The sequence below is a fragment of the Pseudomonas fluorescens genome (assembly GCF_902497625.1).
Taxonomy (GTDB): Bacteria; Pseudomonadota; Gammaproteobacteria; order Pseudomonadales; family Pseudomonadaceae; genus Aquipseudomonas; species Aquipseudomonas fluorescens_BQ.
In genome coordinates, this window is record NZ_CABVGX010000036.1 from 1 (window position 1) to 13,872 (window position 13,872).

Annotated in this window: 11 protein-coding genes; 2 read left to right on the forward strand and 9 right to left on the reverse strand. The window is 57.7% G+C overall.

The annotated features are described in order from the left end of the window. Positions 1–48: 48 nt before the first annotated feature. The 5 genes from F8N12_RS20000 to F8N12_RS20020 all read right to left on the reverse strand — a co-directional run bounded on the left by F8N12_RS20000 (position 49) and on the right by F8N12_RS20020 (position 4,397). Positions 49–507, reverse strand: coding sequence for an REP-associated tyrosine transposase (locus F8N12_RS20000; RefSeq protein ID WP_150581922.1), 459 nt, complete (start codon positions 505–507; stop codon positions 49–51). Positions 508–592: 85 nt separating this feature from the next. After that, positions 593–1,678 carry a polyamine ABC transporter substrate-binding protein gene (locus tag F8N12_RS20005; RefSeq protein ID WP_150581923.1) on the reverse strand — a complete coding sequence of 362 codons (1,086 nt, stop codon included), beginning with the start codon at positions 1,676–1,678 and terminating at the stop codon, positions 593–595. 63 nt (positions 1,679–1,741) lie between these two features. Next, positions 1,742–2,083 (reverse strand): cupin domain-containing protein, encoded by a 342-nt coding sequence (locus F8N12_RS20010; protein WP_150581924.1) that lies wholly within the window; start codon positions 2,081–2,083, stop codon positions 1,742–1,744. Positions 2,084–2,124: 41 nt separating this feature from the next. Next, on the reverse strand, positions 2,125–3,531 hold the full coding sequence (locus F8N12_RS20015) for an NAD(P)/FAD-dependent oxidoreductase (RefSeq protein ID WP_150581925.1): 1,407 nt from the start codon (positions 3,529–3,531) through the stop codon (positions 2,125–2,127). A gap of 50 nt (positions 3,532–3,581) precedes the next feature. Continuing rightward, a complete protein-coding gene (locus F8N12_RS20020; RefSeq protein ID WP_150581926.1) occupies positions 3,582–4,397 on the reverse strand; it encodes an AraC family transcriptional regulator in 816 nt (271 codons plus the stop codon). Between the two features lie 260 nt (positions 4,398–4,657). Here F8N12_RS20020 and F8N12_RS20025 point away from each other — a divergent pair, with 260 nt between their 5' ends. Continuing rightward, positions 4,658–4,933, forward strand: a complete 276-nt coding sequence (locus F8N12_RS20025; protein WP_150581927.1) for a DUF1652 domain-containing protein — start codon at positions 4,658–4,660, stop codon at positions 4,931–4,933. A gap of 284 nt (positions 4,934–5,217) precedes the next feature. On the opposite strand, the gene F8N12_RS20030 is transcribed toward F8N12_RS20025, so the two are convergent. Next, positions 5,218–7,680: a UvrD-helicase domain-containing protein gene (locus tag F8N12_RS20030; protein WP_150581928.1), complete on the reverse strand. Its 2,463-nt coding sequence runs from the start codon at positions 7,678–7,680 to the stop codon at positions 5,218–5,220. Positions 7,681–7,915: 235 nt separating this feature from the next. Here F8N12_RS20030 and F8N12_RS20035 point away from each other — a divergent pair, with 235 nt between their 5' ends. Next, positions 7,916–8,611 (forward strand): pirin family protein, encoded by a 696-nt coding sequence (locus F8N12_RS20035; RefSeq protein WP_150581929.1) that lies wholly within the window; start codon positions 7,916–7,918, stop codon positions 8,609–8,611. An 89-nt stretch (positions 8,612–8,700) separates the two neighbouring features. On the opposite strand, the gene pgm is transcribed toward F8N12_RS20035, so the two are convergent. The 3 genes from pgm to F8N12_RS20050 all read right to left on the reverse strand — a co-directional run bounded on the left by pgm (position 8,701) and on the right by F8N12_RS20050 (position 13,335). After that, entirely contained in the window at positions 8,701–10,347 is a 1,647-nt protein-coding gene (gene pgm / locus F8N12_RS20040) for a phosphoglucomutase (alpha-D-glucose-1,6-bisphosphate-dependent) (RefSeq protein ID WP_150581930.1), read from the reverse strand. Between the two features lie 112 nt (positions 10,348–10,459). Then, the gene (locus tag F8N12_RS20045; protein WP_150581931.1) at positions 10,460–11,860 is read right to left on the reverse strand and encodes a PLP-dependent aminotransferase family protein; all 1,401 of its coding nucleotides are present in this window, start codon (positions 11,858–11,860) and stop codon (positions 10,460–10,462) included. Further along, positions 11,857–13,335 (reverse strand): hypothetical protein, encoded by a 1,479-nt coding sequence (locus tag F8N12_RS20050; protein ID WP_150581932.1) that lies wholly within the window; start codon positions 13,333–13,335, stop codon positions 11,857–11,859. The genes F8N12_RS20045 and F8N12_RS20050 overlap by 4 nt, the downstream gene beginning before the upstream one ends. Between the last annotated feature and the right edge of the window lie 537 nt (positions 13,336–13,872).

The window sequence follows — 13,872 nt, forward strand, 5'->3', positions numbered from 1 at the left end:
GCCGGGCGCAGCCGGGCGCAGCCGGGCGCAGACCCAGTCGTCAAGTTTTCATAACCAGCAAGCATCCCACAAAGGATAGTCGTGAACGCGAGTCACCAAGCCGGCACGGATAGGGTTGGCGACTACGTATCTTGCAAGATCCTTTACATCCTGCTCACGTCGAACAGCGCGATCATGATAGCCCTTTTGCCATAAACGCCCTCGCCGTCCCAATGCCTGATTGACTGCCAGGCTACTGCGGGATTTGATCCGGCACATGAGTTGCGCCATGGATTTATAGCGCAGCTCCACCAAACAGTGCATGTGATCCGGCATCACAACCCACGCCAGAAAATTCGCCCACCCCTCCTCCTGTGCTGCACGAAATTCCCGAACAACCAAACTCCCCAACCGCCAATCAGCAAAAAACGGCTGCCGTTGATCAACGATAGCCGTTAACAGATAAATCCTCCCAGCCTCTGAAATACGCCCGATCCTCAGACGTCCCGCCTTTGAAATCACCTGCATTCCTTTGCCTCCGGTCCATTCCCGAGGCAAGAATCTACAGCGATACCAAACGCTCCGCAGGCAGCCAATCCTTACAAGATATGCCTCAACTCCCCGTGCGAATCTTGTTCCACAACCGCGTCCGGATGCGGTCAATGTTCAGCGGCATGGCCTCCAGCGCAAACAGCTTGCCCATCATTTCCGGGCTCGGGTACACCTTGGTGTCATGCTTGATCGCCGGATCGATGAGGCTGTCCGCCTGCTCGTTGCCATTGGCGTAGTGCACGTGGTTGGTGATGCTGGCGGTCACCTCAGGACGTAGCAGGTAGTTCATGAAGGCGTAGCCAGCCTTCTCATCCGGCGCGTCAACCGGCATGGCGACCATATCAAACCAGATCGGTGCACCTTCTTTGGGTATCGCATAACCGATCTCAACACCGTTCCTGGCTTCCTTGGCGCGGCTGTCCGCTTGCAGGATGTCGCCGGAGAAGCCCACCGCAACGCAGATGTCACCATTGGCCAGGTCGCTGGTGTACTTGGACGAGTGAAAATAGCTGACGTATGGGCGGACCTTCATCAGCAACGCTTCAGCTTTCTTGTAGTCTTCCGGGTTTTTGCTGTGGTGCGGCAACCCCAGATAGTTCAGGGCTGCGGGCAACATCTCCGGGCCATTATCGAGAATCGCAACGCCGCACTTCTGCAGCTTTTCCATGTACTCGGGCTTGAAGATCAGATCCCAGGAGTCCACCGGCGCATTGTCGCCCAACACCTCTTTGACCTTGGCGACGTTGTAGCCGATGCCGGTGCTGCCCCAGAGGTACGGGAAACCGTGCTCGTTGCCCGGATCATTGGTCTGCAACGCCTTGAGCAATACAGGATTGAGGTTTTTCCAGTTCGGCAGCTGGCTCTTGTCGAGTTTCTTCAGCGCTGCGCCTTGAATCTGTCGAGCCATGAAATGGTTGGACGGGAACACCACGTCATAACCGGATTTTCCGGTCATCAACTTGCCGTCCAGGGTTTCGTTGCTGTCGTAGACGTCGTAGCTGAAGCCGATACCGGTCTCTTGCTGGAAATTCTTCGTGGTGTCTGGTGCGATGTAGTCCGACCAGTTGTAGATTTTGACCGTCTCGGCCGCATGACCGAGGGTCGCGACCAGTGCCAGTGGGGCCAGTGTCAGTGTCTTGCGATTCATGAGTCGATTCCTGTAGGGACTTTTGTCTTTTTTAGGGCTGGCAGGCAATCAAAGGATCAAGGTTTAAAAAATCAAAACGTAGCTCTTGCGCACGGTTTCCTGGATGTCCCAGATGCCGAGGCTATTGGCTGGCAACATCAGTGCATCGCCGGCTTCTATGTGCAGGGTTTCGCCATCGTCCGGGGTGAAGGTGCAGCGCCCCTGAATGAAATGGCAGAACTCCTGGGCAATGATCTGCCGCCGCCAGCGGCCCGGCGTGCATTCCCACACGCCGGTCTCGACGCCATCGTCGCGTTCAACGCTGGTGGTCGACGCCACCGCGACCGGGGTGCCCAGGGGCACGGCCACCGGGTTCGACTCTTGCAGTTCAAGGGTGGCGGTGTTTTTGAATTGGGTGATGCTCATAGGGTTACCTCGATGAAACCTTTGGATGAAACGCCTGGTGATTACTGCATGAAACCTTCCATGAAGCCGGCCACGCGGGTGGACAGCGTGCGCCGCCACGGCGGGCTCGCCGGGTTGGCCAGTGTCTGGTCCTCGTGGACAAAGCTGCGGATGATCGCGTTGTAACCAAGCCAGCGGCAGGGTTCCGGTTCCCAGGCCTTGAGCGCCTGAAGGCCGCCCTGAGTGATCACCCAAGGCTGAGTAACCAGTTCGCTGTCGCGCTGCAGAATCAGATCCGCCAGGGTCCGACCGGCCAGGTTGCTGGCCCCCACGCCTTCGCCACCGTAACCGCCGGCAAGGGCAATACCATTCGCCTGGTCGCAGAGCATGTGCGGCTTGAACCGCCGCGACATCCCCAGGTTGCCACCCCAGGCATGCGTAATGCGCACATCCTTGAGTTGCGGAAACAGTTCGCAGAAGAGATAGCGGCGCAGTTCGACTTCACTGGTAGTCAGGTCAAAGTCATGACGCAATTTGCCGGCGAACTGATAGCCGCCGCGGGCACCGAATACCAGACGGTTGTCGGCGGTGCGTTGTCCATAAGTGACTTGACGGCTGCTTTCGCTGAACGCCTGACCGTGACTCAGACCGATAGCGTCCCAGATCGCCGCAGGAAGGGGCTCGGTCGCCACCATCAGACTCTGCACCGGCAACTGATAGCGACCCAGCGGTGGCAATGTCGTGGCGTAGCCTTCAACGGCGGGCACCACCCAGCGGGCGCGAACCTGAGCCTTGGCGGTGCGCAAACCGCCCGAACGCCAATGGGTGACCGCACTGTTTTCGTAGATCCTGACGCCCAAACGCTCGACCGTCCGGGCCAGCCCGCGCACCAGCTTCGCCGGATTCAACGTGGCAACGTGCGGCGCGTAGATGCCGCCGTAGGGTTTGGCCACCCGGACCTGCTGCGCCAGTTGCTCACGGTCGAGCCAGCGATAATCGTGCTCGGTAAGACCTTGGCTGTAGAGTTTGTCGAGGTACTGGCGCAGGCTGGTTTCCTGCTCGGGATAGCGCGCAGCGCAATACAACGCTCCCCCTTTACGATAATCGCAGGCGATGCCTTCGCGCTCGAGCACCACTTCCACTTCATCCGGAATGCTGTGCAACAGGTCGTAGGAAGCACGTCGCTGCGGCGGCAACAAATCGGCGAGCAAACGGTCTTCGCCGAGGATATTGCCCATCAACCATCCACCGTTGCGGCCCGACGCACCGAAACCAGCGGTCTGCGCTTCGATGATGGCGATGTTCAGCCCGGGCGCCAGACGTTTGAGGTAGTAAGCAGTCCAGAGCCCGGTATAGCCGGCGCCGATGATCGCGACGTCAACATCCAGATCCTGCTCCAGCGTCGGACGCGCTTGGAGCGGATCGTCGATCTGGTCCATCCATAAGCTGATGTTGCGCCACGCCGACATGCCAGACTCCATCAATCAAACTTCGATGGCGTCGATCCTAGTGGGTGGTCTCAGGGATTGTCTTGCGCGCGTGCACGCAAAGAAATTTGTTTGACGTAAGCCTTGGGTGACTGGCCGGTGTGCTGGCGAAAACAGCTGTAGAACGACGACAGGGAATTAAAGCCTGCGGCGAAGGCCAGGTCGTCGATGCGCAGCGGTGGCGTGGCCGTTTCCAGCGTCGCGAGCAAGTGCTGCAAGCGAGCCTGGTTGACGTAGCGATAGAAGCTCTGCCCGAGCACCTGGTTGAGCAGATAGGAAATCTGATTGCGGCTGTACCCACTCTCCCTGGCCACCCGTTGCAGATCGAGCGCAGGGTCGAGATAGGGCCGTTGGCGCTGGAAGTATTGCTGCAGATCATCCGCCATGAAACTCAATTGACGCGGCGACAACCCAAGGCGACTAACCGCTGGCCGCTTTGTTGCGGTGCTCGCACGGCCGCCCTGTTCATGCACAAGGGATGCGTACTCATTGATTCGCCAGATCAGGCCGTCGCGTACGGTGATCGCCTCGCTCGCCCGAAATGACACCAGCCCTTCACCGCCCCGCAGAGTGATGCGGTATTGAATGAACGCCGTGTTGCCGTCCAGGCGAATTCGGTCCGAATGCTCAAGGGCTTCGTCAGGATCCCGCGGCATGCTGCTGCGTACGTACTCGCGCAATTGATCCAGGCCCATGACCCGACCCTGGAAGAAATCGTTGTATTGAACCTCAGGGTGATACAGCGCCATCACCCCGTCCAGGTCCCGGTGTTTCCAGCGCAAGTGATAGCGCATGACGGTTTCGCGCGTGACCTCGGTGTGCAGCGGACCATCATTATCGAGGTGCATAGACGGCTCTGTGGAGAAAATCCGAGCTTGCCGAAATTCAGCGGCCGGTTCAACGAGCAATCGATAGTGGCTTTTTGATAAATATCTCGACACCGTGACCGGGATCAAAAAAAACTGAACCAATCGCCAAACGGCCTGAAAAATCCACATTATTTTCACATGCGGATGCTACTTTTAATGGGTCACCGGTTGAGCCAATGAAGGCTCTTCCCTCCTAACATGAGCTAACGGAAGCGCTCGATGATGCAGGTGGGCCACACATGAACAAAAGTTTCAGCAACAAAGTCACCTTTCCAAACGCCTGCCAGCTAATGCGCTGGCATTTTCACCCTATGGGTTTCGAGGCGAGCATGGATGCGCCGGGCAGCATGATCGCCCGTTTGTTTGATCGTGCCAGTGGCGAGACCATGATCGCCATTGCCGGCATTCCGTGTGCGACGGTGATGAATGCGGCGGATGTTGAGCGAATAATCGAAGCCGTGGAGGATGAGCTGGAGGCGTTCGTGCCTTCTGCTGCTTTGCGCAGTTTTGCGTGAAGGTTGGGACTCACGCGGCTGCCTTATCACGAAATCCTGTAGCAACTGGCGCAACCTGCGTCCGGTTGCAAAGCGACCAAATCCTGTAGCAGCTGGCGCAGCCTGCGTCCGGTTGCAAAGCGACCGCAAGAAACCCTCTCATAGGTTCGTATGACCAATGACGTCGCCTCATCTTACGGTTGCTTCGCAACCGGACGCAGGCTGCGCCAGCTGCTACGAAGTTATGACGTTATGAAGTTATGACGTTATGAAGTTATGACGTTATGTTCAGCGGCACATAGCGCTTAAAGGCCGCGGTGGTCGATAAAGAACGGCTTGCTCCTGTCGACTCGATCGGAAGCCTTGGGCATATTCGCCGCTTGAGTGTCCGAAGCGTCGACGTACCAGTAGCAATGGCTCACCGCCCGGGTGATGCCAACATAAGCCAATCGCAAGGTCTCATCCTTCTGCGCATTATCGTAGGCTTCGTTATCCCCGGTCTTGCCCAGCCCCGCCATACGGTACACCTGATTCTTGTACGGCGAACTGGTCATATGCTGGCAGTCCCCCAGCAGGAAAACGGCATCCGCTTGCAGACCCTTGGCACTGTGGTAGGTCAGTTGCTTTAACCTGCGCGATTCGAAGGGCAATCTACAATCAACATTAACTACCGCCTGAATATTTTGCTCAATCAAGAGCTTATCGCTACTTTTTCGATAAAGCATCAGGATTGAGTCACCTTTTTCATAGTGATCCATGAGCCGCTTGGCCAGCCCCTGATCATCGCGTCCCAGCACCTGAACCGGCAACAATGTCTTCGCCTCGCCACTGGCCCTGGCCTTCTTCCCGGCAATCGCAGGCGCCGCACGGACGATGTGTTCCGCAGCATCAATGATGTGCTGATGACTGCGATAGTTTTCGCTGAGCATGACTTTGGTGGTGCTCGGCGACGGGAATTCCTTGTTGAACTCCATGAAATAAGTCGGCGAGCTGCCCCGCCATCCATAGATCGACTGCCAGTCATCACCGACACACAGCAGCGAGGACCGCTGCGCACCACGACCGACATGCATAGCCGGGCCGCGACTGCGAATTTCCGCAAGACTTGCGCGGATCCACGAAACGATCTGTGGTGAGACGTCCTGAAATTCGTCGATCATCAGGTGCGACATCGGGCGCAGCAGCTCATCGCTCAGCAGCTTGAGATTTTCCGGCGAGTGCTCGCTGAACAGGGCAAACATGCGGTTGTAGGTCATCACTGGCGGTTTCTGGTCCAGCAGGTGATCTTCCAGCGCACGCCAGAACAGGCTCAACGCCTCGAAGAAAAACCGGTCCGGATCGTCTTTGCCGAAACTCATCTGGCTGACAGCGTGGGGAACATCCAGCCCGAGATTTTCGATGAAGCCGGCGGCAGCGACAAAACAGTCCAGCAGTGGCGCGGCACCCAACTCTCCTTTGACCTTGTATTCAAAACCCGGACCCGCACTCGCATCGCCAGCCAACGACGCCAAAACGCGTTTAGACATTTCGTAGCTATCGATCCAGATCAGAGGCTTACGACAGAATGCTTGAAACAAGGTGCGCTTTACCGCCCATTCCGCGCGGACCGACAATTTTGCGCCGGGCCGAGTGACCTGGGGGCTTTCGCGAGGATCGAAGCCCAGGACTACCCAAGCGTCCAGGCTGGGAATGTAGCCATGACTATGGAAATCGGAACCGTTGATATCGAACGTCTGACGCTTTGGCTCGATGCCTTTGATCGGCCAGGCACCGGCGCCAAACCACAAGTCCTCAATCAGATCACAGAGCTCTTCGTCGCGCTTGGCCGCTAACTCGGTCACGGCCACACGCTTGTGCACGTCAGGGTGGTCGCGTTCCAGCTCCTTGAGCTGCAAGGCATGCCGGGAAAGCGGTTTGATCAGCTCGCGGAATCGCTCGTCGCGGGTGTACAGCTGGTGATAACAGGCATTGAGCTGCTGACGCTGCGCGTCGTTGATGCGCAGGTCGAATGGATTGCTGTCGACATCCTCATCCTGACCCGCTGCGCGATGGTTGAGGTTTTCGAACGCCTGCAGACGCTCGAAACCCGGCAGGCTGCGGACCATCGGCAATATGCGCGAATGGAAAGTGCGCACCAGGTCCCGCGCCTCAACGCCGCTGATCACCCGCCCCCACAGCGCAAACATTTCGCTCAATTTGTTGATGAAGTCCTTGCGCGATTCGCGGGTAAACGTCACCACGGTCATCGAGCAGAGTTCAAAGCCCAGGTAATGGCTGAGCAGCAAAATCCGCAGGACCAATGTCGTCGATTTGCCCGCGCCTGCTCCCGCAATCACCGAGGTGGATGGCGTATCGCTAAAGATCATTTTCCATTGCGCGGCGCTGGGCTGGGCGTGGGGAGCCAGCAATCGGGCAACGTCAGCCTTCATGCGCTTCTTCAACTCTGCTGTTAACGGCAGACGCCAGTCATCGAACAGATTGTCATCGATGTTCGGCGGACGATGCTCGGTGCACCGCGAATCGCGGATCAGCAATACCTGCCGACCTTCCTCCAGTCCCTCAAGCTTGCCCTCTCTAAAGCCGTAATCCACGCCGGCGCTGTGCCCGCTGCGGAAACCATCCGCCTGCCCGTGCAACCAGGACGCCCTGTGCTGAGCGCGCAGGCGAGTCAGACCATGCCCGAAAAATCGCGCAGCCAGACGTTTGATCAGCGGCATCTCGGCCAAGGGACGTAATTCAGGAGGAAGTTCGGGGGTGTGTTGCGGCACGCGGTCTGACTCCAGGGTGTGAGGCTGTTGAAGCTATGGTGTGCGCATTCGCTTTTGAATTCTAGTGAAATGCTTACAGGTCATTGGCTTAAGCGATGAAGTGAAGGTGGTCTGACAGTCTGTGCACCCGGCAAATGATCAAGTTAACCGATCATAGCGCAGCAGTTTTTACGCTTTTTATCGATTCGTACCTGATTGATGATGCTCGCCATTACCCCCTATCCAGGAGACGGACATGCTCGAACTCAGACCTTTCAATCGACTGGGCGGCGCCCACCACGGCTGGCTGGATGCCCATCACCATTTTTCGTTCGCCGAGTATTACGACCCTGACCGTATGAACTGGGGCAACCTGCGCGTGTGGAACGACGACATCATCGCCGCCGGCACGGGCTTCCCGAAGCACCCCCACCGCGACATGGAAATCATCACCTACGTGCGCGAAGGGGCCATTACCCACGAGGATAATCTGGGAAACAAGGGCCGCACGGAAGCGGGCGACGTGCAGGTCATGAGTGCTGGCACCGGCATCGCTCACAGTGAGTACAACCTGGAATCGAGTGAAGCCAAAATCTTCCAGATCTGGATCTTACCGAACGAAGTCGGTTCAGCACCGTCCTGGGGCGCCAAGCCGTTTCCCAAAGGTCAGCGCGAAGGCTTTGTGACACTGGCCAGTGGCAAGTCCGGCGACGATCAGAGCTTGCGCATCCGTGCCGATGCGCGTTTGGTAGCGGCCAACCTGAAAGCTGGCGAGTCGGCTGAATATCGCCTGGACAATGGTCGTCGCGCCTATCTGGTTCCGGCCACGGGCATTATTGAAGTCAACGGCTTGCGTGCACAAGCTCGAGACGGTATTGCGGTGGTTGATGAGCAGGTGTTGCGGGTGACGGCGGTTGAAGACAGTGAAATAGTGTTGGTCGATCTGGCTTAATTGGCTGAATGCCGGGCAAAAAAAGGGGCGACCATGCAGGTCGCCCCTTTTTGTTTCCGACCGCGACCATCAGCGCAGCGGCGGGTGCTTCACTTCGCAGAAATCGCGCCATCCACCAGCGTCTGCGCCTCGGCCACCAGTTGCTTCAAATGCTCGTCGCTGATGAAGCTCTCCGCGTAAATCTTGTAAATATCCTCGGTCCCGGAAGGTCGCGCTGCAAACCAGCCGTTCTCGGTCATCACTTTAAGGCCGCCAATCGCCTGGTCGTTGCCCGGTGCATGGCTGAGGATGCTTTGAATCGCTTCACCGGCCAACTGCGTGGACGTGACCTGGTCCGGTGACAACTTGCTCAACAGTGCTTTCTGCTCCGGATTGGCCTTGGCATCGACGCGCACCGAGAACGGTTCGCCCAGTTCTTCGGTCAATGCGCGGTAAGCCTGGCTGGGATCGCGACCGGTGCGCGCGGTCATTTCTGCCGCCAACAGCGCTGGAATCAAACCATCCTTGTCCGTGCTCCACACGCCGCCATCTTTACGCAGGAAGGACGCACCGGCACTTTCTTCGCCGCCGAAGCCCAACGAGCCATCGAACAGGCCGTCCGCAAACCATTTGAAACCGACCGGCACTTCATACAAGCGACGGCCCAGGCGCCTGGCGACACGGTCAATCATGCCGCTGCTGACGACGGTTTTACCAATGGCGGCATCAGCGCGCCATAGCGGACGATTCTGAAACAGGTAGTCGATACTGACGGCCAGATAGTTGTTGGGAGCCAGCAAACCACCCGACGGCGTAACGATGCCGTGGCGATCGTGATCCGGATCGCAGCCGAACGCCACGTCAAAGCGGTCCTTCAAGCCGATCAAACCTTGCATGGCATGGCTGGACGAGGGGTCCATGCGGATCTGGCCATCCCAATCGACAGTCATAAAGCGAAACGTCGAATCGACCTGTTGGTTGACCACTTCCAGATCGAGACGGTAGTGCTCGGCAATCGCCGACCAGTAACGCACCCCTGCTCCGCCCAATGGGTCGACACCCATATGCAGCTTGGCGTCGCGAATGGCGTCAAAGTCGATCACGTTGATCAAGTCGGCAACATAAGTGTTGAGGTAGTCATGGCGATGGGTCGTGCTGGCCTTTAGCGCCTGCTCGTAGCTGATGCGTTTGACGCCGGCAAGCTTGTTGCCCAGCAGTTCGTTGGCCTTGGCCTCGATCCACTTGGTGATGTGTGTATCGGCTGGGCCACCGTTGGTGGGGTTGTACTTGTAACCACCACTTTGCGGCGGATTGTGCGACGGCGTGATCACGATGCCATCCGCCAGGCCCGACGTGCGGCCGCGGTTGTAGCAAAGGATCGCATGGGAAATGGCCGGCGTAGGCGTGTACTCGTCACCTTCAGCGATCATCACCGTCACGCCATTGGCCGCCAACACTTCCAGGGCGCTGGCGCCAGCCGGGGTCGAGAGCGCGTGGGTATCAATGCCGACGAATAGCGGACCGTCGATGCCCTGGGCTTCGCGATACAGACAAATGGCCTGACTGATAGCAAGAACGTGCCATTCGTTGAAACTCAGGTCGAACGAGCTGCCCCTGTGGCCGGAGGTGCCAAATGCCACGCGCTGGGTGGAAATGTTCGCATCGGGCTGACCGGTGTAATAAGCCGTCACCAGTCGCGGGATGTCTACCAACAGTTCTGCCGGTGCCGGTTTGCCCGCAAAAGGACTGAGTGTCATGCAAAAACCTCTGAAAGAGAGTGGTTCAGGAAGTAGAAGGGAGTTTACTGGCAGTTTGACCGCAACGCGACGGGATCGATCCACAGCGCCTCCACAGGCCTCAGCGTGCGCCTCAATCCAGCGATTCCAGGCGCAAGGCATCGCCCAGCAAACTCAGTGCGCTGGCCAGATCGTGATCACCACCAAACGTATGGCTCAGGCGAAAATGCTGGGCATTCAGACCTTGCAGGCTGAACAGCTCGCCAGGCGCAATAACCACGTGGTGGGTGAGCAGCCGTCGAAACACCCGCCGCGTATCCACCGGGCGCAGCGAACGCACCCAAACCGTCGCGCCTCCTTGCGGCTCAACGAACTGCACCGCATCGCCCAGGCGCTCGTGCAACAGCTGCGTCATGAGCCCTCTACGCTCATTGAGCAAGCGCCGTAACACCTGCAGATGCTGATCGATTCGACCGTTGCTGAAGAGCCTGGCGATAGCCTTTTGGCGAATCGGCGACAAGCGAAACGAGCGCAGCAGAAAATGTCGCTGGAAAGCTTCGCTGAAATGCCGCGACAGCACGTAACCATAGGGCGCCTCCGAGCCGAGGATTTTTTCCAGGGTAGAAAACACGATCAACCGCTCGGGGTTGAGCCAATCGCGAAAACGCCGCCCGCGCACTTCGAATTCCAGCTCACCTTGACAATCATTCTCCACCACCCAGCTGCCATGCCTTGCCAACAACTGCGCCACCGCTTGCCTGTTGTCGTCGGGTACCCGACTGCCGCGCGGCATGCTCACGGCGGATGAAACCATGACCAGGCGCACCGGCCGGGTTTCAAGCAGCTCGGTGAGTTGATCGATATCGATACTGCCGTCGGCTTGCAGCGGCAATTCCACCACGTTGATCCCGGCCGCTTGAAACAGACGCAGAATCACCCAGTCACAAGGCGACTCCAGCAACACGGTCTGGTCTTTCAGGTTCAGCACTGCAATCAGTATCTCCAGAACGCCACGCAGGTCCGCGCCGATGTACACGTCATGGGCGTGCCAGCAGCGCAGGGGCGAAGTGGTATAGCGAGCGGCCAGTGCAGTGCGTAATTGCAGTTCACCCCAAGGGGGCAAAATGGTCTGCGATTCTCGGGGGTACTGGCGCAGCAATTCCCTTTCCAGCAGCAGCAAAGGACTGTCCAGTGGCTGCAGCGATGCAGGCTCATCGGCACTCAATACCAGCGTGGCAGGGCGTCGAGCGCTCGCATAGACTGTTTCAAGCAAGTCAGGGCCGCTGTCCAACGGATCGAACAAGGAAACCGGCAAGGCGAAGTAACCGGATTTGGCGACTGAAAAAACCCGCCCTTCCTTCTCCAGCAACGAATAAGCGTACTGAATGGTCGAGATGGAAACATTCAGACGGTCCGCGAGTTGCCGCAGCGACGGCAACCGGACCTGCACGTCGTTGCCCGGTTCGTCGATCAAGTGAGTCAGGTATCGATACACTGCCTGATAAGCAAATTCGTTCTCGCGCGGTCCTTTCAACGTTTTGCTGACCGTTCACCGGCCGGCGTCGTGTCGGCACGCTCTGCGGGGGTAAGCCTTTGCGCAGTTGTCATTGTCGCCCGTGGTTCATGGAGCTCGGGGGTAGGCCCCATGTGATAGAGCTTGCCGATCAGACTCACCGATAAACCGCTGACATCGACCATCCATTGCAGAATCTGATCAGGCACTGAATAGCCCTGCATGGCCCGGTGCAAATCAGGCATTGCCACCAGCATGCCAGGATGGCACTGGCGCAGAAAACGCTCGAGTGAAGCGCCCCTGTCATTAAAGGGAGCGAACAGCAGACACACCAGTTGCGCCTCGCTCAGGCCCAGGCTCTTTTGCGCATCCACTGCCGCCTGTGTGCGGCGTTCCGCGGCCTTAACCGGGTTGCCGAACATTTCCCGCGCTTGATCGCACAACCGTTCGGACACCTGCCTGCGACGCATCAACACCAGCGAGCGCTGCAGATATTCTGATACCCCTGATTCGTAACTTCGCCCCAGCACATAGCACGCATGCAAACCGCGCACGTGGGCCGCAATCGACGGACTGACGCATTCATTATCGCCCAAATGGATCCAGAGTTCGTCGGCTTGAAAACCGAGGAATTCGGTAAGCAGCGGCCAGCGCTCGTCGAGATTGCTGACCAGTAATTCCTGAATGTCGACGAACGACGTGCGGCGGCATTCTTCGAACTCTTCCACCGGGCGCCATGGTGCCTGCCCCTGGCTGGTATAAAGCGCGCGATAGCAATCGTTGCCAAGTTCATCCAGCACGTCAAAAAGCCGTTCGAAGCCCTCGCTCCCAGCGCTGCGAATTTGCACCCCTACCTTGGCGGCTGCGCGTTTCAAACCATCGATGTAGAGCTTTTGCTGGCGCAGATTTTCGTTGCATACGAAAGCATCGACACCGCCCCGCCAGCGCGCGACCTGCCCATAAAATTCACCGGTAGCGAGATAGTAACCGTCCCATATATTGATTGGCTGGTCGCGCAACCGACGATGGCCGACCATCAGCATGTTGACGCGGCTGGATTCGCGCGCGGCGTCTGAAATCGTGGCTTGGGGGTCGAAGGGCAACACCCGGCGATCGTCGACTGTCAACACTTCAACGCGAGGATCATCGTGTAAAAACAACGCGCTGTAGCTGCGCTGGGTATTTTCCCGAGCCGCCGGGCTGATGCCGTTCAGACGCAAGGACGCTACCCGCAGTTGAAACGTGACCGGCGCGCGACCGGCAATGCTCAACTGAGCCGCCCGCAGCAGCGCCAGGGTGTAGCAACTGTCACGGGTGCCGTTCGCAACGGTCAGCACCTTGTATTCGCCGATACGTTCCATTCCCCCGGCGGCGAGCACCAACCGCTGAATGACCAGTTGCAGTGCCGTGCGCTCGGCACGAGAAAAAAAACTCAGCAGGCGCTGGAGCACTTGCTGATAAACATAGTTCATCGCCTGATCGTGAATACTGGTCATCTTTTTTACCTGATGCTTGTAAGTTATATATTACGCAACCAAAGAAATGCACTGCGCGGCCATAGCCGGCCATCAACAAGTACAGATCATGAAAGTGAAATGCTAACACTTAACTTCGGGACTAATACTCCAGGGTGGCGCAACGTCACGCAGCTCCGCCAACGCTTGGACTGCCTGAAACCCCCATTGCGCAGGGCCTCGACCCGACGAAACAGCGTCCTAGGAAATATCCCACAGCGTCCCACAGACAATTAGCACAAGAAATAAGGAAAGATATAGCGAAGGATTTTCTGCCCAGAGCAGAACCTTGTACGACTGTTCGCACAGGCATTAACGTCACGCGGTGAAAAGTATCCCAATGATACTCAGCCATGACTCATTCCTTGAGATGAAAGTAATCATTCAATTATCAAGGCTTGAATATTGATTAGAAGATACAGATGGCGAGCAAAAACCGGTTCAGTTGCTGAATGGGTTAAGCTGCCGCCCCTTGGCGTACCGCAGGAAGCTTTTTGACAGAAAAAAAAGTCCGTGCTG